A 19,690-nucleotide genomic window follows, 5' to 3' on the forward strand; every position below is an offset into this window, starting at 1 on the left:
CCATACGTCCGCATCTCAAAAGAAACCTATGAAATTTCCTGCAGCACAGATCACCAAAATCGCCTTTGCCACCGCCCTGCTCGCGACTGGCGCAAGCCATGCCGCAGCCCTGCCGCCGGCCATCGCCGCCCAGCTCAACGCCAACACTGCGGCCGTCGAAGCGCTGTACCTGGACCTGCACCGCCATCCCGAACTGGCGTTCCAGGAAGTGGAAACGGCCAGGAAGCTGGCCGAAAAAGTGAAAGCGCTGGGCTTTGAGGTCACCACCGGCGTCGGCGGCACCGGCGTGGTGGCGATCCTGCGCAACGGCCCCGGCCCGGTCGTCATGCTGCGTACCGAAATCGACGCCCTGCCGGTGCTGGAAAAAACCGGCCTGCCGTTCGCCAGCAGCGTGGTCACCAAGAACGCCGCCGGCGACACCGTGCCCGTCATGCACGCCTGCGGCCACGATGTGCACATGTCGGCCTGGTATGGCAGCGCCAAGCTGATGGCGGACAACCGCCAGCACTGGAGCGGCACCCTGATGCTGGTCGGCCAGCCGGCGGAAGAGCCGCTGCTGGGCGCGGCCGCCATGCTGAAGGACGGCCTGTTTACGCGTTTCCCGAAACCGGACTACGCGCTGTCCTTCCATGACGAAGCGACCCTGCCATCGGGCACGGTGGGCTACCACGCCGGCTACTTCCGCGCCGCCGCCGACACCATCAGCATCACCGTGTATGGCCAGGGCGGCCACGGCGCCGCGCCGCACGACACGCGCGATCCGGTGGTGATGGCCGCGCGCATCGTGCTGGCGCTGCAGACGCTGGTCTCGCGCGAAAACAATCCGATGGACCCGGTGGTCATCACGGTCGGCAGCATCCACGGCGGCACGCAGGCCAATATCGTGCCCGACCAGGTCACCATGCAGCTGACCGTGCGCACCTTCAAGGACGCCGTGCGCAAGCGCGTGCTGGCCAGCATCGCGCGGGAAGTCAAGGGCGAGGCGTTTGCCGCCGGCGCACCGAAGGAACCGCTGGTGGAAGTGCGCCCGGGCACGGACGCCGTCTACAACGACCCCGAGCTGACCATGCGCATGGTGGCGACCCTGCAAAAGTCGCTGGGCGCGGCGCAGGTGGTGGAAATGCCGGCCAAGATGACCTCGGAAGACTTCGCCAACTACGGCCAGGCCGGCGCCAGGGCCGTGCTGCTGCATATCGGCGCGGTGGAACCCGCCAAGCTGGCGGCGGCCAAGGCCAGCGGCAAGCCACTGGCCGGCCCGCACTCGCCGCAATGGGCGCCCGAGTACCAGCCGACCATCAAGGCGGCGATCATGGCGGAAACGTCTATCCTGCTCGACCTGCTGGGCAAAAAGTAAGCCATTCCGGCGCCGGGGCACCCTGCTGTCCCGCTGCGCCATCTTGCTGTAAAGTAAGCGCGCTGCATGCCGCCTCTTGAACCCGGATATGGAATGGATAGTATGACGACTTTCAAACGCCCCGCCCTGACCCTGCTGGCCCTTAGTTTCGCCCTCGCCACCGCTTTTTCCTCCGCCCCCGCCATCGCGCAGACCGAGGCTGTCGCCGACCGCTGGGACCTGAGCGCCCTGTACCGGGACGATGCCGCTTTTGATGCCGACGCAAAGCAGCTCGATGCGCAGCTGAAGCAGCTGGCTTCTTGCCGCGGCCAGCTGGGCGCTTCGGCGGCCCGCCTGAAATCCTGCCTGGACCTGTATGCCGAGGTGCGCAAGCGCGTCGGCCGCCTGACCTCCTATGCGTCGCAGTACTACGACCAGGATACGGGCGACGGCAAGGGCAACCAGCTGAACCAGCGCGCCGCCCTGCTGGGCAACAGCTTTGCGCAGGCCACCACCTTTATCCAGCCTGAAATCCTCGCTTTGGGCGGCAAACGCATCGACGCCCTGCTGGCGAAAGACAAGGGCCTGCAGCTGTACCGCTTCCAGTTGACCAGCATGCTGCGCAATGCGCCGCACACGCTCGATGGCGCGGGCGAGCAATTGCTGGCGCAGTTCGGCCTGGCGACCGGCTCGGCCGCCAGCGTCTACCGTACCCTGGCCAATTCGGAAGTGCCGTGGCCGACCGTCAAGCTTTCAAACGGCAAGGAAGTGCGGCTCGACCAGGCGGCCTATACCAGGTATCGCGGCGACGACAACCGCGCCGACCGCAAGCTGGTGTTCGACGCCTTTTTCGGCAAGTGGAAGGACTACGAGCGCACGTTTGGCGAAACCCTGTACGGCCAGCTGAAGACCGACGCCGCCTACGCCAAGGTACGCCGCTATGCCGACTCGCAAAGCGCCGCGCTGGATTCGGACAACCTGCCGCCGGCCGTCTACCAGACCCTGATCGCGCAGACCAACGCCAACCTGCCGACCCTGCACCGCTACTTCAAGCTGCGCGCGCGCATGCTGGGCGTGAGCGACCTGGCCTATTACGACATCTATGCGCCGCTGCTGAAAAGCGACCGCACCTTCCCGCTGGCCGAAGGCAAGCGCATGATGCTGGCGTCCGCCGCGCCGCTGGGACCGGACTATGTCAAGGCCCTGACGGCGGCGGCCAACGCACGCTGGATGGACGTCTACCCGCGCCCGCGCAAGGCGGCCGGCGCCTACATGAATGGCGAAGCGTATGACGTGCATCCGTTCGTGCTGCTGAACTATACCGACAACTACGAAGCCGTCAGCACCCTGACGCACGAATGGGGCCACGCCATGCACTCGGTGCTGGCCAACAAGGCGCAGCCGTCGATCTACGCGCCGTACAGCATCTTTGTGGCGGAAATCGCCTCGACCACCAATGAGGCGCTGCTGTTAGAGCATCAACTGAGCGTGGCGAAAGACGATGACGAGCGCCTGCTGTACCTGGGTGCGGCGCTGGAGGGTTTGCGCGGCACCTTCTTCCGCCAGGCCATGTTCGCCGAATTCGAGGCGGCCATCCACGCCAAGGTGGACAAAGGCGAAGCGCTGACGGGCGAACAGATGACGGCCATCTATGCCGACATCCTCAAGCGCTACCACGGCGAAGCCCAGGGCGTGATGAAGATCGATCCGGCCTATGCGCTGGAATGGGCCTATGTGCCGCACTTCTACCACGGCTTCTATGTGTTCCAGTACGCCACCTCGATCGCCGCGGCGCAGGACTTTGCGCAGCGCATCCTGGCCAAGGAACCGGGCGCGCTGCAAGCCTATCTGAAGATGCTCGCTTCGGGTGGCTCCGCCTATCCATATGAGCTGGTGAAAGCGGCCGGGGTCGACCTGGCCACGCCGAAACCGTACCAGGCGCTGGTGGCGCGCATGAACAGCATCATGGACCGTATCGAGGCGATCGAAAGCAAGCGCGGGAAGTAAGCCGATAACATCATCGGGAGGCGTAGGTCGACAACACCAGCGCCGTCAACAATGTTGTCGGATTACGTGGCTTTGCCGCTAATCCGACCGACCGTTTTCCCCTTCGGCCGCAAACGCGGCGGCATCGCTCTCGAACATGTCCTCCAGTTCCTCGCGCGCCTTGCGCGTGAGGGACATCACTTTTTGCTGGTCCTGGAAGTGCGGCGCCACGTCGAGCAGGGTTTTCAGGTTATGCGTGCGGAAGATGGCGGCCGCGCGCTCGGCACGCTCGGCGCTGTAGCCGGCCTGGCGCAAGGTCTGTTCGCCCAGCAGCAGCGCGGCGGCAAAGGTCTCGCGCTCGATCAGGGTCACGCCCCGGTTCATCAATTCATAGTAATGCGTGACGTTGCGCGCGCGCGCCAGGATGGTCAGGTGCGGCAGGCGCAGCCGCACGGCGTCGACCAGCGCCAGGCTGTCGTCGACATCATCGATGGCGATCACCAGCGCTTTGGCCTTTTCGATGCCGGCCGCCACCAGCAGGTCGACCCGCGTGGCGTCGCCATAAAACACCTTGAAGCCGAACTTGCGCAGCAGGTCGATCTGGTCCGGATCGTGGTCGAGCACCGTCACGCCGATCTTGTTGGCGGCCAGCAGGCGGCCGATGATCTGGCCGAAGCGGCCGAAGCCGGCGATCATGATGGGGTTGTCCTGCGCTTCGATGGTGTCGTCGGGCCGGCGTTTTTTATCGCTGCGCAGGCGCGGCGCCACCAGCTTGTCGTGCAACAGCAGCAGCAAGGGCGTGGCCACCATCGACACGGTGACCACCACCACCAGCACCGCGCTGGTTTCGGGCGTGAACACGTGGGCCGCCAGCGCGGTGGCGAACACCACGAAGGCGAATTCGCCGCCCTGCGACAGCAGCAGCGCAAAGAACAGCTGCTGGCCGCGCGGAATATCGAACAGCTTGGACAGGCCATACAGCAGCGCGATCTTGATGGCCAGCAGGCCCGCCACCAGCGCCAGGATCAACAGCGGCTGCGCGCGCAGCACGCCAAAATCGACCGACATGCCGACCGCGATAAAGAACAGGCCCAGCAGCAAACCCTTGAACGGCTCCAGGTCGCTGATCAGCTCATGCCGGTATTCGGAGTCGGCCAGCAGCACGCCGGCGACAAAGGTGCCCAGCGCCATCGACAGGCCCACCGATTCCATCAGCACGCAGATGGCGATCACCAGCATCAGCGCAAAGGCGGTGAAAATTTCGCGCAATTCCGTCTTGGCGATAAAGCGCAAAATCGGATTGACCAGAAAACGCCCGGCCACCACCAGGGCCGCCAGCACGGCCACCAGTTTCAATACCCGCAGCCAGCCCGGCGCATCGCTGTGGGTGGCCAGGCCGCCCAAGAGCGGCACCAGCGCGATCATCGGGATGGCGGCGATATCCTGGAACAACAGTATCGAGAAGCCGGCCGAGCCGGCCGGCGTCGACATCAGCTTGCGCTCGCCCAGGGTGGCCAGCACGATGGCGGTCGACGACAGCGACAGGCCCAGGGCAGCCACCAGCGCCGTGCGCCAGTCGACGCCAAACGCCATGGCGCCGGCGCACAGACCGGCGCTGACCACCGCCACCTGCGCCCCGCCCCAGCCGAAGATGGGCCGGCGCAGCAGCCACAAGCGCTTCGGTTCCAGTTCCAGTCCGATCAGGAACATCAGCAGCACCACGCCGAACTCCGAAAAACTGAGGATCACTTCGACGTTGTTGATCAGGCCCAGGCCCCAGGGTCCGATGACGACGCCGGCCACCAGGTAGCCCAGCACGGCGCCCATGCCCAGGCGCTTGGCCAGCGGCACCGTGACGATGGCGGCGACCAGGTAAAACAGGATATTCAGTAAAAAGCTGTGGTGTTCCATGCGGATTTCCGGAAAAACGTGATTGGAATCGCAATCATGCCTGAACTTGCGCACCCGCGTGACCAAGCCGAAGGCCAGGTCCGGTCTTATTTTTTCGCCGCTACCCGTACGCGCAAGGCATCGAACATCTTCGGAATGCTGTCGCGGCTCATGCTGTCGACGATCCAGCCCAGGCCCATCGGCACCGGGCCGGGGTCGGTGTACACCTGGTATTTGATGGCGGTGGCGCCCGCGTCCTGCGGGTCGGGCGACAGCTGCCAGGTGCCGCTGGTGTCGGCGATCGTGTCATCGATTTTCACGCCTTCCATCGGCACCAGCTTCCAGGCCAGCTGGCAGGAGGCGTCCGTGACTTTCGGCGTCATCTTCAGGCGGTATTGCTTGATCTTCCCCATCGGCAGTTTCAGGGTGATATCGACCAGCGAGGCGCCGCCGCCGGCGTTCGCCACCTTGATTTTATCGACGTTCGGCATGAACTGCGGGTAAGCGGCGAAATCCTGGATCGCCGCGCAGACATTGGCCACGCTGGCCGGCATGCTGGTGCTGGCGGCAAAGGTCTTGCCGGGCACGCCGGACTTGCTGATATCGACCAGGTTGACAGTGGGCGCGGCCAGCGCGATCAATGGCGCACATACGGCAAGGCTAAGCAAAATGGTCTTCATGGCGTTCCCTGTTCGATCTGCGCGCGGATGGCTTCCACGTCGACGCGCTTGAGGTATTTTTCGATATTTTTCCATACCGCGTGGTAGCCGTAGCCGCCGTTTTTCAGTTCGTCGATGGCCTTGTCGCGCGGCCAGCCCTGGTACAGCATGCGGTACATGGCTGTCATCATGCCGGTACGGTCGGCGCCGTGCAGGCAATGCAGCAGCACCGGGCCATCCTGTTCGGCGGCGCGGATGCTGCGCATGGCTTCGACCACGTGGCGGTCGCGGATGGCCCAGGTATTGATCGGTATGCGCACGGTGCGGATGCCGCTGTCCTTGAGCAGGTCGGTATCGGAGTGGAACGAGCGCAGGCTGATCACGGTTTTCACGCCCAGCGCCTGCAACTGCGCCACATCGACGCTGTCAAGCCGCGCGCTGCGGTACAAGGCAGGCGTGACCTGGTGCAGGTTCGACACATGCGGCAGGCGCGTGGCCCAGTCGGGATTGCGCGCGGGCGAAGCGGGAGTTTGGGCGCCCGCCGGCGCCATCATCAGGCCGAGGGACAGCGCCAGCAGCCCGGCAGGAATACGGATCATGGCTTTCTCCGGTAAGAAAAGAACAGCAGCACGCTGGCCGCCAGCAGCGAGACCCAGTAATCGGTCGGCGCAAATAATATCCAGTGCTTGTGCCAGGCGATATGCGCCGGGCTGAAATGCGCCACGCCATAGGCGGGATTCATGACGAACCACAGATAATCCTCAATCACCCAGAACAGCATGATGCAGCCGATGGCGCGCGCCTCCAGGCGCCACGACCACTGCGCCAGGAACAGCAGCGGAAAATGAAAAAACAGCGCCACAAACGGAAACACCCAGGCATGGTACCCGGTCATCGGCCGGCCGCCCCAGAAGATATCGAGCAGCCAGTGATGCTCGATGCGCCAGGTGGGCAGGTTGGCCGCCCAGCCGGCCGCGCCTTCGATCTGGATCTCGACCTGCGCAAAAAACAGGCCCAGCAGGGCGACCCAGGCCACGGTCAGCGCAATCTGCCACGGCTTGACGACGCTGGCCGTCATGCCTGCGTGCCCAGCACCTGCGCCAGCACGTCCAGCGCGGCGCGCGGGCGGCCCAGCGCCAGGGCTCTTGCGCGCATCGCCTGCAGCTGCTCAGGATGGTCCAGCAGATGGCGCACGCGGTATTCCAGGGTCACGCCGTCAAATGCTTTCAGCGCCACGCCCTGCTCCAGCAGATAGTCGGCATTGCGTTCTTCCTGGCCGGGAATCGGCGAGTTGACGATCATCGGCAGGCCCAGTGCCAGGCATTCGGAAGTGGTCAGGCCGCCCGGCTTGGTGATCACCAGGTCGGCGCAGGCCATCAGCCGCTCCACTTCGCTGGTAAAACCCTGCGCCAGCAGGCGGCCCGGATACTGTGCGGCCAGCTTCTGCAGCGCCGCCAGCACCGCCGCGTTTTTCCCGGCCAGCACGATCAGCTGGAAATCGCCCGCCAGCGCCAGCAGGCGCGCGGCGATGGTGTCCAGGCTGCCCAGGCCCGCGCCGCCGCCCATCAGCAAAATGGTCTTGCGTTGCGGGTCCAGTCCGAACGCCTGGGCGCACTGCGCGCGGTCCGGCGCCCTGGCAAACGCCGGCATCACGGGGATGCCCGTGACGTGGATGCGTTCGGCGGCGATCCCCTCGTGGCGCATGCGGAACGCCACTTCGTCGGTGGCCGCGAAATAGCCCTGCATATGATCGTGCACCCACATGCGGTGCAGGTCGAAGTCCGTCACCTGCACCCATACCGGGCAGGCCAGCTGGCGTTCGCGCAGCGCGCGCGACAGCAGTTCGGCCGGCAGGAAGTGCGTGCAGATGATGGCGTCGGGCGCAAAGGCGGCGATCTGCGCCATCAGGGCGCGCGTATTGAGGCGCTCGACGCCGCGGCGCAGGCGCTGCATGGTGCTGTCCTTCGGCGCATCGTGGGTGGCGTGGTACAGATAGCCCCATAGCGCCGGGGCCTTGTTGACCAGCTTGATATAAAAATCCGTGTACATCTTGCGAAACGCGGGTGTGACAAATTGCATCACATCGAGATGGCTGGCGATGGCGCGCGGCCCCTGGCCATCATCGCGCGTCGCATAGGACTCGATGGCTTGCGCCGCGCGCATGTGGCCGGCCCCGGCCGAGACGCTGAGGATCAGGATTTTTTTCGGTAGATGCTGCGGCATGTGCTGGCGCTCCAGGTAGCCCTTGTCGGGAAAGCAAGCACAATAGCATCAACCGCCGCGCGCACATTACATCTTCTCAACGCTCGGTCACATGTCAGGCCCCGTCCATAGCGGCCAGCGCGGCACATGCCTGCAGATTCAAGGCGACAAACTCATCCCAAGTACAACGACCTGCGTAGTGGGTATCGTAATGCAGCTCCACCCTGCAAATGTCCGGGCGCTGCGCATAAATCGTGCACGCCCTGGCCGCCTCATCGTAATGCCGGCACACGCCGTCGCCACGGTCGAGAAAGCTGGTTTCCGCAGCCAGGTCCACATGCTGGCAACACAAACCGCACTGGTTGCAGGGGAACTCCTGGCGCGGCACCCCCGTATCGCGCCGCAGGACATGCGTGGTCATCGCGGCAGCCTTGCTCAAGGCGCCAGCGTGGCGATTTCAGCGATCCGTTTCTCGGTCGACAGCACCAGATTGCCATCCTTGTCCAGGATAGGCGTATCGATCATGGCCTTCAGCAATTGCGCAAATTTGACTGACCGCATGACCACTTCGTGCGCCTCTTCCGGCATACGCTGATAGTTCTCGCCATGGCTGTCGATGACACGCCCGAGATCGCCCACGGCACGCCGCAGTTGCGAGCTGACTTTTGAAAACGTCGTATTGGCCAGTGCCGATACGCGCGCAATGGCTTCCAGCTTCTTGAACATGACCTCGGCCTGGTCACGCACCGTCCTGGCCATTTCCAGATTGCTGCGCGCATTATTCAGTGCTTCTTCGCCTTTGTTGCCGACTATATGCCCGAAGATGGCCAGTGCCGGCCCGATCGCCACGGCCCCGAGTACCATGGTGCCGAGCGCCATGCCGCCACCACCGGCAGCGATGGAGCCGCCGCCCAGCCATGCCAGCGTTGCATTGGTCGCCGTCACACCACTCAGTGTAGAGATGGCCGTGCCCGTGCTGGCGGTGGCCAGCAGCATGGTGCCGTTGTACGCGCCGAATGCCAAGGCCGCACCACCACCGAGTCCGGAACCCAGGCCCAGGCCGGAACTTTTCAGCAATGCGTAATCGTCTTTCAATCCTTGCAGTCCGACGCTGGAAAAATCGCCCAGATTGAGCTTATCCAGTTCAGGTGTATTGACTACATCCACATTCTTCAGGCGTCCGAAGGTGGCGATAAAATCGGCGATAACGCCGTTAAAGGCTCGCAGCTTGCGCGTGCCGTAATCTTCCAGCACTGCGTTGGTATCCTTGCGCTGCCGGTCCACGCGCTCGTTTGCGGCATCAGCCATTGACTTCGCGTCAGTATTAAGGTTGCTTGCCTTATTCTGATCCATGACGCCATTGACACTTTTGTAGATGCCATACAAGGCAGTAGCGGCGGCGGGCACGCCAAGAAGAAGTGGAACAGCCATAGTGAACTCCTTATTCGAGAATGATGGCGAGGGTTTTCTGAGCTTCGCGGTGCGTAAATTCCGCCCGTTCCAACAGATCGTTGAAGATATGGTTTTCCAACTGATGGTGATGGCTGAATTCGTTGAGCAACTGCCATTCGATACTGGAGATGCTGCCCTTGGTCAATGCAAACAACATCAGCTCAAACAGCATCAGTTTTGGTACGGATGGCACGGGTGCCTTTCTATCTTTAAGCAACTCACGCAGCACATCAAGCGCGACCGTCGCACGGGCGGCTGGCTCTTCGGCAGTCTCAATGGGAAGTCTGCCGATGCGCTTGACCAAGGACCACTCAATACCCTTGCGCTCCATCCGATCTGGCGTGCCATCTATTTTTCCGTCGGTTTCTTTTCCACACGCATAGATAAGCTCGGCCATTGCCATCGATTCACGCTCATTGCGCTGAATGGCGGAAATTGTGCCTGCGGGAATTGTTTTTGAAGGTGTTTTCTTCATGAACATGGAAAGAACAGGTCCCATTGCTGCTTTGAGTAGAGCATCTGAAGGGATCGTCAGGCCATGTTTTCCTACCCGTGACACAGGCTTGTCAGCAATACTCAACAGTTCAGCAATACAGAGAAAATCTCGTCTATCGTCTACGGATAACTGCTTCAGTAACATGTATTACTCCGATCTGAGAAAATAAAAGTGGTAATAGAGTTGTGTTTACAGCTGCAAAGGCTGATCCGACAGCATGAAGTCATCAAACTCGGCCTGCGATGCAAATTGCAGCTGCTTGCCCAGCAAGCCCGCATAGTGATTGATGGCCTGCGCCAGCTGATCGACGCTGCCGGCACCAACCACGCTGATGGCTAAAAACAATTGCTGCGTTTCCTGGTGCAACTGCGACATTTCTGTTCGCACAAAGGCATCGAGCGCGGCCTGCTGTTCGGCGATCTGCGCACGCGCGTCCGTTTCGATGGCTCGTACGCGTTCGAGATTGACGCGCGACTGTTCCGCTCCTTTGGCGGCATCGAGTGCACTCTGATAAAAAATCGACGAGAGCGTATAGCCAACCATGCCACCGATGGCCGCGCCGACAAACGGGATGGGAATCGCAATCTGTCCAAGCGCGGCCATCATGCCGCTCGATAACATCCCTGCGCCCTTTTCCCCCACTTCGGCCAGCAATTCGCTTTCGCTGATCTCGCCATGGACATAGCGCTTGATGGAGCTGCCGAGCGACAGGCAGATATTGACCACCAGCGTGGGGGCGCTGCTATTAGCCAGCCCACGCAGCGTTTGCTGGCCGGATTGCTGCATGCCGCCCTTGATGGCTGCGCCGAGCGCAGCCGTTCCATACCCGATAGCAGCGGACTTGGCGACGTCCTGCCCTACCCGCGCCATGGCGCTGCCCACTTGCACCCTGCCCTGGGCGACAGCAAACGAATTGCTCAACAGCGAAATGCAGCCACCGATGACCGCGCCGCACCTCGCACCCTCGATACCGGCACGGTGGCTGGTCACCGCGATATCGCGCAGTGTGGCAACTCCCGGATCAGTGCGGTAAAACAGGGCATCGCCACTGGTCAGGCCACTGTCGGTGACCTGCTCGGCCAACTGCTCGTAGTTCTGCGCTTCACGACGCAGCTTGGCAGCAACCTCGGACTTGCCAAGCTGCTCCACTGTTTGCGCGTCCTTACGCAACTGCCGCGCACGTTGCTGGCAAAACTCCCTGGCGCCCTCGTACTGCTCAGACGGCAACTCGAGTTTCACGCCACGATAGCGCGCAAATTTGCCATCATCACCGGCGATATCATTCAAGAGCTTGTCGCGATTGCCGACGAATTTCATCTGCGTCTGCGAGCCCTCGATAATCTGACCGTCCAGCATCTGCACGCGATCGACGACGTTATGGTTCTTGCCATACTGTGGCAAGTCATCGCTGCGCGTGATACGGATCTTCGAGCCGCCAATGATGGCTTCTGCATTGTCGCGGCTGGTGGAAGCGACCTCGGCGGAAAAGCCCGCCTGCTGCTTGAGATTGCTCTTTGCCATCTCCGCCGACTCGCTACTGACCTTGTACTTCGAGATGCCGGCGAGGCTTTTGGCAAACGTCTGCCCTGTTGCATGGTCGATGCCGCGATAGCCCTTGATGAATTCAGCATTGGCACTGCCAAAGCGGCCGACGATTTCGTTGGCGGACAGCGCCACGCCGGTGCGCAGGACGTCATGGCGGATCTCGTCACGGTGCGATGCCTGTCGCTCTTTGTCGTTGTCGTCGGCGGTGAAAATCAAGGAAGTCATGGCATTCATGCGCTTAATGTAAAAACAATCAATGGAAACGGCTCAGGACAGCGCCGTCATCTTGGCAAGCAGATGCCGTTTGGCCTGCTCGAACTCGGCTTGCGTCAATGCGCCGCTCTGGAACAAGGCAAACAAGGCACGCAATTCTTCGATGCGGGATTGGTAGCACGCATGAAACTTGGGCAGCGGTGCATCAAGGTCCGTTTCCGCTGGCGTCACCGCCGCTGGATTTGGCATCACCTGGGAGCGAATATGCCCAGCGCCACGGGCAACGGAGCGCGCGCTGGCATACATGCCGTACAGCAGGCAAAGTACCAGGAAGGCGCAGATCAACATGAGTATCAGCATGGGTCAAGAACAGGCAAAAGAGTGATCGGAACAGCGCAAACATGGCGCTGCGCACGGCATGACACCATTGTCGGCCCACTTCACGTCAACTTGTGTCGCAGCGCCGCCTCGTCATCACTTTCACGTCGGATATTCCATACTTTCCCGCCAAACCCACTCAACCACCACGTCAACTGGGCGGTGTCGGCCAAGGTCGCTTCGACCTCGAAACAGTCGTCTTGGACGTCGACCCGCTGATCGCGCGACAGCGGTGATTCGAGCAGGTGCAAGCCGGCTTCTTTCTCGATGCAGAAGCGCAGGCGAATGCGCTTGCCATTACCCATGCCAAAATTTCCGTCAGCGTCGTAGCGCTGCAAGTCGAAATCGACAGGGTATTCGAAGTCATGCGCTGTTACATGTGCCAGCAAGATACGATGCAGCGCCAGGATGCGCTCTTCATCGTAACCTTCATAGCGGCAGACCAAGTAAAGCCTGACACCCTGCTGTGCCAGTCCGAGCGGCATTACACGAGCGCTTTTGCGCTTGCCCGCTGCATTTTGGTAGTCAATGTCCAGCCAACGGTTGGCGTACAGTGCATTACTGACACTTTCAAAAACACCGGCCTCGATTTTCGGTGGCAGCAGCGGCTGGGTAGTACTGACAACACGCACCTTCTTCAGCCATTGGGTGGCAGGCTTGCCTGAATTGCCAAGTCCAAGATCGCTGCGTGCTTGTTGAAAAAAGTTATCCAGGGAACTCATCAAGCTGCTCGGTAACAAATGGCGTAGCTGCTGTTGCGCCAGCAGCAACAGCAACGATTCCTGCTCACTGAGCATGGGCAATGCCAGCCCACCGGAAAGCTTTTTCCAGCGATAGCCGTATGGCCTGCTGCTCTCATCGCGTTCGATATCGTAATGCTCTGAGAGCATGTCAAGATGGCGCTGGACAGTACGCAGGTCACGATCGATTCCTGCGTTTTTGAGCTGCTTGTGCAAGTCTGGGGCCGTGACGAGGTGGCTGCTCGGGATACGGCGTATCAACTCGGTCAGGGCCACTGCGGTTTCAAGTGAATGAGGTCGCTTGGACATAGGAAGGCACTACGTGAAGCGACACATGCGCGCGACACGAGCTACATCTTTCATCGTGAAAATAGTTGCTTTAACTATATCACAAAATTTCCTATAGGAAATTTTTATTTAGGAAAGATTTCATATATATCACTTCGTGAAATGTTTTCACGAAACGCATGTCCAGCCGGCGCCACATCCGTGCGCAGCACCGGATACAGATTCAGGCGCTCGTCCCACGACGCATGGCGGCGCGCGAAAAACGCCAGCCGCGCTTTCGGGTTGTGCGCAAAGGCCGGGTCGTCGGCCAGCTTCTGGCGGAACTGCGCCGCCAGTTGCGGGTCCGCCGCCAGCTGCGCGCGCGCCACATCTTCGGCCACGTAATCTTCCATGTATTCCTTCGCTTCGTAGGCCGTATTGAAACTGCCCCAGGCTTGCAGCGAATCGGGCGCGCGCGGCTCCAGCAGGGCCAGCACCAGGCGCGCCTTGGGCTGGTTCACCGGCACATACAGGGCGCCGGCGCCGATGGCGCGCTCCTCCGCCTGCCACTCGCCCGTCACCTGCGCCGTCTGCCGGCCCTCGAACGATTGCGCGCCGAATTTCACACTGCCGGCGCGGAAGCTCTCGACCGCTTGCCTGGCGATCGCCGTGCGCAGCAGCTGGTACTGCACGCCATGCTGGCGCAGTTTATCGGCCACCATCGCGGCGTGGGCGGCCGGCACCAGGTAGCCGGCTTTCGGCGCCGTCACCTGCAGGTCGGGCACGATCTCGTCGCGCAGCGGCACGCGCCACAGCTGCGGCGTGGTCTCGTCGTAGCGCGTCATCAGGGCGCCCGAAATATCGGACGGTGTGCGCGTATAGGCGTAGCCGCGGAAATCGATCATGCGGCTCTTGTCGGTGGTTTTGTAGCTGAGCGGCTGCGTGCTGCCGGCCAGTTGCTGCGCGCGCGCGTCCGCCGCAAGGGCCGTGCCGCGCCAGGCGGCGCCGTGTTGCGCCACTTGCTCCAGCAGCGAGACGATGGTGTTGCGGGTGATGCGCACGCGGGTCGGGTAATCCTTCCACGAATGGGTTTCCACCAGCACGCCGAAGCGGTTGCGCAGCTGGAAGTAGCCGTGCGAAAAGCGCGGATTCGGCGCGCCGTCGACAAAGCCCGATTGCGGATTGTCTTCCTCGGCAAACGAGATATAGAACGGCTTCGGGTCCGACCCTTGTTTGGCCAGGTCGGCCAGCACGCCGTCGCGCAAGCTGGTGCCGGCCTGGCGCAAGGCCATGTCGCCCGTGTGCACGGGTTCGACCTGGATCGAGATATCGGGTTCGAACTGGGCGCCGTCGGTGACATGCAGGTCGACATAGGCCAGCGGGTCCCAGGCATTGACCAGCGCCAGCATCTGCCGCATTTCGGGCGCATCGGCCTTCATGTAATCGCGGTTCAGATTGTAGTTTTGCGCCGTGCTGCGCCAGCCCATTTCCACCGGGCCGCGCTGGTTGGGGCGGTTCCACTGGCCGAAGCGCTCGTGGCCGTCGATATTGAATACCGGCACGAACAGCAGCACCTGTTTGTCAAGCGCGCCGGGCGCCGCCTTGCCATCGAGGACTTCGCGCAGCGCCAGAAAGCCCGCATCCTTGCCGTCGATTTCACCGGCATGGATGCCGCCCTGCACCAGCAGCACCGGCAGCTTGCGGCGCGCCGCTTCCTGCGCGCTCAACGCACCCGTATTCGATACCGCCAGCGCCAGCATCGGCCGGTTTTCCGGCGTGCGGCCAAATTCGAAGCAGCGCACCTGTTTCGGGTAGCGGGCCTGGAACTGTTTGCACAAGGTTTCCACTTCGGCATAGCGGCCGGTGTTCAGGAAACCAGAACGTTCGGCGATGGTGGTCAGGGGAGCGGCGGCGTGGGCATGGGCGGAAAATACGGACAACAGGGCGGCGGACAGCAGGGCGTGGCGTAGCATGGGAGGACTCCATCAGGGGATCGGCAAGCGGGCAATTATAGATGCCGTGGCGGTCGTCCAACCGCGCCGAAAAATAAAAAAGCCGGGACAGCGTTGGCGATCCCGGCTTGGCTCTGACGGCTACAAATTACGATCCAAAATGGTAATTGAATTCGATCCAGCCCTGGCGTCCCACGGGGCTGTAATTGCCGATCGGGTAGTACGGCCAGCCGCCGCTGCTGTCGCGCTTGATCTTGTCGAACACATTGTTGACGATCACCGACACGCTGGCGCGGTCGTTGATGCGGTAGACGCTGCTGATATTGGCCAGCGCCGTCGGCGTCAAATAGCCGGTGCCGGCGGAGTTAGGCACCTTGCCATAGCGGCTCACCAGCAAGGTGTTCGACCAGTCGCCCGCGCCCCAGTTGACGCTCAGGTTCAGCTTGTCGGGCCAGTCCATATTGGTCAGCGACTTGGTTTCGTCGATCTCTTCGTCACCGGCGAATTGCTGCGACTTCTTGCTCAGCACCTTGGCATAATTGGCCTTGAAGGCGAAGCGGCCATAGTCGCTGGTGCGCAGCAGATACTTGAGGCTGACGTCGATGCCGCTGCTGCTTTGCTTGGCCGCGTTGATCGGGTTGACGGTGATGGTCTTGATCTCGCCGGCCTTGTTCAGCGCAGTAGCGGAATAGCGCTCGATGCGGCCCAGGGTATCGATGCAGGTTGGCGACGTGATGTCGGTCTTGCCCAGGCGGCAATCGGCTTCGTCGCGCAGCAGCTTGTCGTCGCTCAGGTTGGTCACCAGGTCATCGATCTTGATGTTCCAGTAGTCGACCGACACATCGAAGTTCGCGCTGGGCGACCAGACGGCGCCGATGCCGAACGATTTGCCTTTTTCCGACTGCAGGTCGCGGCTGCCGTTCTGCACATAGTCCGCGCCGGGCGACTTGTTGGCAAACTCGCAGGTCTCGATCGGCTGGCCGGTGGCGCCGCAGCGGTAGTAATCGGTGGTGCTCGAATAGTAGCCGGTGCCGCGCGCCTGGTAGATATAATTCATGTCCGGCGCACGGAAGCTGGTGGCGTAGTTGGCGCGGAACAGCAGCTCGGGCGCCGGGCGCAGTTCCAGCCCGCCGTTGTAGGTGAACTTGCCTTCCTTGCGGCCGGCAAAGCTGTAGCGGTCATAGCGGCCGGCCAGGGTGCCGGTCAGCTTTTCATGCAGCGGAATATTGAGTTCGGCGCCCAGCGCGGCGCGCGAGCGGGTGCCGGCCGTGATGCCCGAGCCGGTGGCCAGGTTGAAATAGCCATCGTTGATGCGCGCATCGGGTTCGTTGCGGAAGCCCTGCTTGCCCACTTCGGCAATCGTCGCGATTTTTACGGTGCCGGCCGGCAGCTGGAACAAGTCGCCATTGGTGGCCAGGCTCAGGGTATTGGTCCAGGCCTTGTCGTGGCTGGTAGCGTAGTCAGTGATGCCGTTGAATTCTTCCGGCGTCAAACGACGCGACAGGCGCGATGCATCGGGCGCGTAGATGGCCACGCCATTGGCGTCGGTGCCCAGCTTGGGGCCGAGGAAGAAGCTGTCGATGTTCGAGCGCATGCGCGGCGTGTGGCCTTCGCTCTTGTAGATCGAGGCATTGTAGTTCGCTTCATACTGCCAGGCGGTGCCGGGAATGCGGCCCTTGGCACCCAGCGACACGGCGGTGGCCAGGTCGTCCCAGCTGCGGTTGTAGCGCTGCACGCCGCCGATTTCCTCGGGCGAGATATAGCGCGACCACTCTTCGTAGGCGCCCGTATTCTGGTTCAGGAAAGAGCCGCCGTTCAGCGAGGCCGAGGTCCACGACGGGCCGCGCGTATTGTTGACGGTCTTGTTCTTGCCGAGCAGGAAATCGGCAAACAGGGTGGTATCGGCGTCAAGCTCGTAATTGGCGCTGCCGAACACGTTCTGGCTGCTGTTCTTGGTTTGCGTGGTCCAGTAGGTGGGACGGGTTTTCGGGCTGGCGCAATAGCTGCCGTTCTTTGCCGTGTACTTGATGACGCTGCCGCCATACATGTCGCCAAAATCATTGCAGGTATTGCCCAGGTCGACATAGCTGCCGGACGTGCCCGATTGCAGGGTACGGCGCGAGGCGACGATGGTCGGCACGCCCGAGCGGCTGGACATGAAGTCGCGGTCCATGCTCGACAACGGGTCGCGCTCGCTCAGCTCGACGCTGAACAGGGTATGGAGCTTGTCGAAGTTGCCGCCGCCCGTCAGCTGCACGCGCTGGCTGGCCGCGCCGCCGCGCGAGGTACCGCCGGCCTTGACATTGATGTCGAAGCCTTCGGCCTGTTTTTTCAGGATCACGTTGACCACGCCGGCGATCGCGTCCGAGCCGTAGATGGCGGAGGCGCCGCCGTTCAGGATCTCGATGCGGTCGACGATGCTCGACGGAATATTGGCCAGGTTGGTGAAGTTGACCGCGCCGTCATAGGCGATCGGAAAATCGGCCAGGCGGCGGCCGTTCAGCAGAATCAGGGTGTGGTTCGGGCCCAGGCCGCGCAGGCTGATGGTATTGGCCGATGGCGTGAAGGTATTGCCGTAGTCTTCGCCCTGGGTAAAGCCGCTGTTCTGCACCTGGTTGTTGAGCGCGTCGAAGACGTTCTTGTAGCCCTGTTTGGTGATCTCGTCGCCGGTCAGGATGGTGACCGACGAAGGGCCTTCCAGGCTGGCGCGCGGGATGCGCGAACCGGTGACGACAACAGCCTGCGGGGTGGCCGCAGGCTGGTTTTCCGCTGCCGGCGCTGGCGTTTGCGCCTGTGCCTGCGTTGCGGCGCCGCCCAGCACGGCCAGTACGGCCAGTGCCAGCGGGTGTAACGTGTAAGCTTTGTGCATTGCTAAATATCTTAGAGGTAAGAAACCTCGCACGATAGCAAAATGCCAGTCCTCGCAGAACGAATGCTTTCTTCTTTCCTTATATCAATATTGTTATAAGCCAAAGCACCGGGAGGTGGCTTACTGGCGGATGGCGATCTCCTTGTACTGCGGACGCAGCACCCGCAAGGCCACGCTTTCCGAACTTTCCACCGTGCTCAACAAGCGGCTCAGGCCGGTAGCCGGCGTGCAGCTGCCCGTGACACGGTAGCGCAGCGCAGCCGCCAGCATGCCTTCGTTGCTGTCGCCCAGCGCGTGCTGGTAGTCATCGTCGACCTGGCAGGTTGGCTTGATGCCGTCCGCATAGTCGCCGAAGCCCTTGGCGTTGACGCCCTGGAACTGCACCGCAAAATAGGTGGTGCCGCAATTCGGCTGCGGGTAGAAGCCATACGGCTTGCCGCAGGTGGTGCCGCCGATCAGGTTGACTTCCACGTCGACGCCACGCAGGCCGTTGATGATCGATTCGCTGGCCGAGCAGGTATTGGCGGTGGTCAGCACCGTCACGCGCTTGAGGCCCAGCGTCGGCAGGGCCACGCCGGCAGCCACGGGATTGGATGCCGCGTAGCCCACGCTGCGCGTGCGGAACACCGACGGCGCCGGCGATTTCTGCTTGTCATTGAGCTGCAGCTGCTCGAAAGTCTTGCCCGCCACCTGTGGACCGGCAATCATGTACGCCAGTTCATTGGCCACGTCGAGCAGGCCGCCGCCGTTATAGCGCACGTCGAGCACCAGGTCGCTGATGCCGGCCGCCTGGAATTGCTGCATCGCCTCGATCAGCTGGCGCTCGGCCACGTTGTTATGCGTATTGAAAGTCAGGTAACCGACCTTGCCGGTCGGCGTATCGATGATGCGCTGGTTCTGCACGGCCGTGGTATTGACTTCCACCGGCGACAAGGCGGCACTGATGCTGACGCCATTGCGGCTGAACGCCAGGCGGTGGCTGTTCTGCGCTTCCGGAAACAGGCCTGCGTTGATGGTATCGACGCTGGCCTTGTCGCCCGCGTTGACGAAGTCGACGCCGTCTATGCTCTGCAGCACGTCGCCGCGCTGGAAGCCGGCCAGCGCCGCCGGCGAACCCGGCTCGACGATCGAGATCACCGCCTTGCGCGGCGGCGTGGTCTGGCTGACCGCGAACAGCATGCCGTAGCCAAATTCCACGCCCTTCAGCGACGCTTCCCATTCCGCCGTCGTGTAGGTGAAATGGAATTGATCCTTGGCCTTGCCCGAGGCGGTGACGCTTGACGTTTTCAGCACGTTGAAATAAGCGATGGGGGTGCTGAAGTTTTGCGGCAGGTAGGTGGTCGGCACTTCCTTGTACCAGAGATAGGTCTCATCGATCCAGCTGCGCACCCAGGTCAGCTCGTTCAACAGCGTTCCCTGGCGATCGGTGCTGTTGCCGGCGCGCGGCTTCTCGCACAGGTTTTGCACGGTGGACGCGGCGACGATGGTCGGCGTGGTGCCGGTCACCGGCGGCACCGGCGTTTCGCTGACGGTGGTGCTGCCGCCTCCGCCGCCTCCGCCACAGGCACTAAGCAGCAGCAACAACGGCGTGGCAATCAACGATACATTACGCAAAGTCTTCACAATTATTTTCCATAAAGAAACTATTCATGAATTATAGTGCTTTTCAGGCAAACAGTTGCCTGTTCCGATACTGAAAAAAACATGT

At 62.0% G+C, this 19,690-nt stretch carries 16 protein-coding genes; 2 read left to right on the top strand and 14 right to left on the bottom strand.

Annotated elements, in window-relative coordinates; genetic code table 11:
• The first annotated feature begins 28 nt into the window (after positions 1 to 28).
• Complete coding sequence (locus tag ACP7B7_RS13690; RefSeq protein ID WP_426077015.1) at positions 29 to 1,354, top strand: amidohydrolase; 1,326 nt, start codon at positions 29 to 31, stop codon at positions 1,352 to 1,354.
• A 102-nt stretch (positions 1,355 to 1,456) separates the two neighbouring features.
• Entirely contained in the window at positions 1,457 to 3,340 is a 1,884-nt protein-coding gene (gene pepF, locus ACP7B7_RS13695) for an oligoendopeptidase F (protein ID WP_426077016.1), read from the top strand.
• Positions 3,341 to 3,418: 78 nt separating this feature from the next.
• Here pepF and kefC read toward each other — a convergent pair whose 3' ends face one another.
• From kefC to ACP7B7_RS13765, 14 genes are all read right to left on the bottom strand, one after another.
• Positions 3,419 to 5,230 carry a glutathione-regulated potassium-efflux system protein KefC gene (kefC, locus tag ACP7B7_RS13700; protein WP_426077017.1) on the bottom strand — a complete coding sequence of 604 codons (1,812 nt, stop codon included), beginning with the start codon at positions 5,228 to 5,230 and terminating at the stop codon, positions 3,419 to 3,421.
• A gap of 86 nt (positions 5,231 to 5,316) precedes the next feature.
• Positions 5,317 to 5,889, bottom strand: coding sequence for an SRPBCC family protein (locus ACP7B7_RS13705; RefSeq protein ID WP_426077018.1), 573 nt, complete (start codon positions 5,887 to 5,889; stop codon positions 5,317 to 5,319).
• The gene (locus ACP7B7_RS13710) at positions 5,886 to 6,467 is read right to left on the bottom strand and encodes a dual specificity protein phosphatase family protein (RefSeq protein ID WP_426077020.1); all 582 of its coding nucleotides are present in this window, start codon (positions 6,465 to 6,467) and stop codon (positions 5,886 to 5,888) included. The genes ACP7B7_RS13705 and ACP7B7_RS13710 overlap by 4 nt, the downstream gene beginning before the upstream one ends.
• Complete coding sequence (locus ACP7B7_RS13715; RefSeq protein ID WP_308923491.1) at positions 6,464 to 6,946, bottom strand: hypothetical protein; 483 nt, start codon at positions 6,944 to 6,946, stop codon at positions 6,464 to 6,466. Before ACP7B7_RS13715 ends, ACP7B7_RS13710 begins: the two co-directional genes overlap by 4 nt.
• Positions 6,943 to 8,091: an MGDG synthase family glycosyltransferase gene (locus ACP7B7_RS13720; RefSeq protein WP_308923490.1), complete on the bottom strand. Its 1,149-nt coding sequence runs from the start codon at positions 8,089 to 8,091 to the stop codon at positions 6,943 to 6,945. The genes ACP7B7_RS13715 and ACP7B7_RS13720 overlap by 4 nt, the downstream gene beginning before the upstream one ends.
• Before the next feature lie 94 nt (positions 8,092 to 8,185).
• On the bottom strand, positions 8,186 to 8,491 hold the full coding sequence (locus tag ACP7B7_RS13725; protein ID WP_308923489.1) for a YkgJ family cysteine cluster protein: 306 nt from the start codon (positions 8,489 to 8,491) through the stop codon (positions 8,186 to 8,188).
• A 14-nt stretch (positions 8,492 to 8,505) separates the two neighbouring features.
• Positions 8,506 to 9,501, bottom strand: a complete 996-nt coding sequence (locus ACP7B7_RS13730; RefSeq protein WP_308923488.1) for a hypothetical protein — start codon at positions 9,499 to 9,501, stop codon at positions 8,506 to 8,508.
• Between the two features lie 10 nt (positions 9,502 to 9,511).
• Positions 9,512 to 10,162: a hypothetical protein gene (locus tag ACP7B7_RS13735; RefSeq protein ID WP_308923487.1), complete on the bottom strand. Its 651-nt coding sequence runs from the start codon at positions 10,160 to 10,162 to the stop codon at positions 9,512 to 9,514.
• 45 nt (positions 10,163 to 10,207) lie between these two features.
• Complete coding sequence (locus ACP7B7_RS13740; RefSeq protein WP_308923486.1) at positions 10,208 to 11,788, bottom strand: hypothetical protein; 1,581 nt, start codon at positions 11,786 to 11,788, stop codon at positions 10,208 to 10,210.
• A gap of 42 nt (positions 11,789 to 11,830) precedes the next feature.
• Positions 11,831 to 12,124 (bottom strand): SHOCT domain-containing protein, encoded by a 294-nt coding sequence (locus ACP7B7_RS13745; RefSeq protein ID WP_308923485.1) that lies wholly within the window; start codon positions 12,122 to 12,124, stop codon positions 11,831 to 11,833.
• Between the two features lie 92 nt (positions 12,125 to 12,216).
• Positions 12,217 to 13,170: a helix-turn-helix transcriptional regulator gene (locus tag ACP7B7_RS13750; protein ID WP_308923484.1), complete on the bottom strand. Its 954-nt coding sequence runs from the start codon at positions 13,168 to 13,170 to the stop codon at positions 12,217 to 12,219.
• A gap of 137 nt (positions 13,171 to 13,307) precedes the next feature.
• Positions 13,308 to 15,134: a M14 family metallopeptidase gene (locus ACP7B7_RS13755; RefSeq protein WP_426077021.1), complete on the bottom strand. Its 1,827-nt coding sequence runs from the start codon at positions 15,132 to 15,134 to the stop codon at positions 13,308 to 13,310.
• A gap of 127 nt (positions 15,135 to 15,261) precedes the next feature.
• Positions 15,262 to 17,982: a TonB-dependent receptor plug domain-containing protein gene (locus ACP7B7_RS13760; RefSeq protein WP_426077022.1), complete on the bottom strand. Its 2,721-nt coding sequence runs from the start codon at positions 17,980 to 17,982 to the stop codon at positions 15,262 to 15,264.
• A 120-nt stretch (positions 17,983 to 18,102) separates the two neighbouring features.
• Entirely contained in the window at positions 18,103 to 19,605 is a 1,503-nt protein-coding gene (locus ACP7B7_RS13765; RefSeq protein ID WP_308923481.1) for a S41 family peptidase, read from the bottom strand.
• Between the last annotated feature and the right edge of the window lie 85 nt (positions 19,606 to 19,690).

The sequence above is a fragment of the Janthinobacterium sp. PSPC3-1 genome, from assembly GCF_049896105.1.
Taxonomy (GTDB): domain Bacteria; phylum Pseudomonadota; class Gammaproteobacteria; order Burkholderiales; family Burkholderiaceae_D; genus Janthinobacterium.

Bases quoted from the DNA above. Each gene is read 5' to 3' on its own strand.
- ACP7B7_RS13690 (WP_426077015.1), top strand. From the start codon at position 29: ATGAAATTTCCTGCAGCACAGATCACCAAAATCGCCTTTGCCACCGCC.
- pepF (WP_426077016.1), top strand. From the start codon at position 1,457: ATGACGACTTTCAAACGCCCCGCCCTGACCCTGCTGGCCCTTAGTTTC.
- kefC (WP_426077017.1), bottom strand. From the start codon at position 5,230: ATGGAACACCACAGCTTTTTACTGAATATCCTGTTTTACCTGGTCGCC.
- ACP7B7_RS13705 (WP_426077018.1), bottom strand. From the start codon at position 5,889: ATGAAGACCATTTTGCTTAGCCTTGCCGTATGTGCGCCATTGATCGCG.
- ACP7B7_RS13710 (WP_426077020.1), bottom strand. From the start codon at position 6,467: ATGATCCGTATTCCTGCCGGGCTGCTGGCGCTGTCCCTCGGCCTGATG.
- ACP7B7_RS13715 (WP_308923491.1), bottom strand. From the start codon at position 6,946: ATGACGGCCAGCGTCGTCAAGCCGTGGCAGATTGCGCTGACCGTGGCC.
- ACP7B7_RS13720 (WP_308923490.1), bottom strand. From the start codon at position 8,091: ATGCCGCAGCATCTACCGAAAAAAATCCTGATCCTCAGCGTCTCGGCC.
- ACP7B7_RS13725 (WP_308923489.1), bottom strand. From the start codon at position 8,491: ATGACCACGCATGTCCTGCGGCGCGATACGGGGGTGCCGCGCCAGGAG.
- ACP7B7_RS13730 (WP_308923488.1), bottom strand. From the start codon at position 9,501: ATGGCTGTTCCACTTCTTCTTGGCGTGCCCGCCGCCGCTACTGCCTTG.
- ACP7B7_RS13735 (WP_308923487.1), bottom strand. From the start codon at position 10,162: ATGTTACTGAAGCAGTTATCCGTAGACGATAGACGAGATTTTCTCTGT.
- ACP7B7_RS13740 (WP_308923486.1), bottom strand. From the start codon at position 11,788: ATGACTTCCTTGATTTTCACCGCCGACGACAACGACAAAGAGCGACAG.
- ACP7B7_RS13745 (WP_308923485.1), bottom strand. From the start codon at position 12,124: ATGTTGATCTGCGCCTTCCTGGTACTTTGCCTGCTGTACGGCATGTAT.
- ACP7B7_RS13755 (WP_426077021.1), bottom strand. From the start codon at position 15,134: ATGCTACGCCACGCCCTGCTGTCCGCCGCCCTGTTGTCCGTATTTTCC.
- ACP7B7_RS13760 (WP_426077022.1), bottom strand. From the start codon at position 17,982: ATGCACAAAGCTTACACGTTACACCCGCTGGCACTGGCCGTACTGGCC.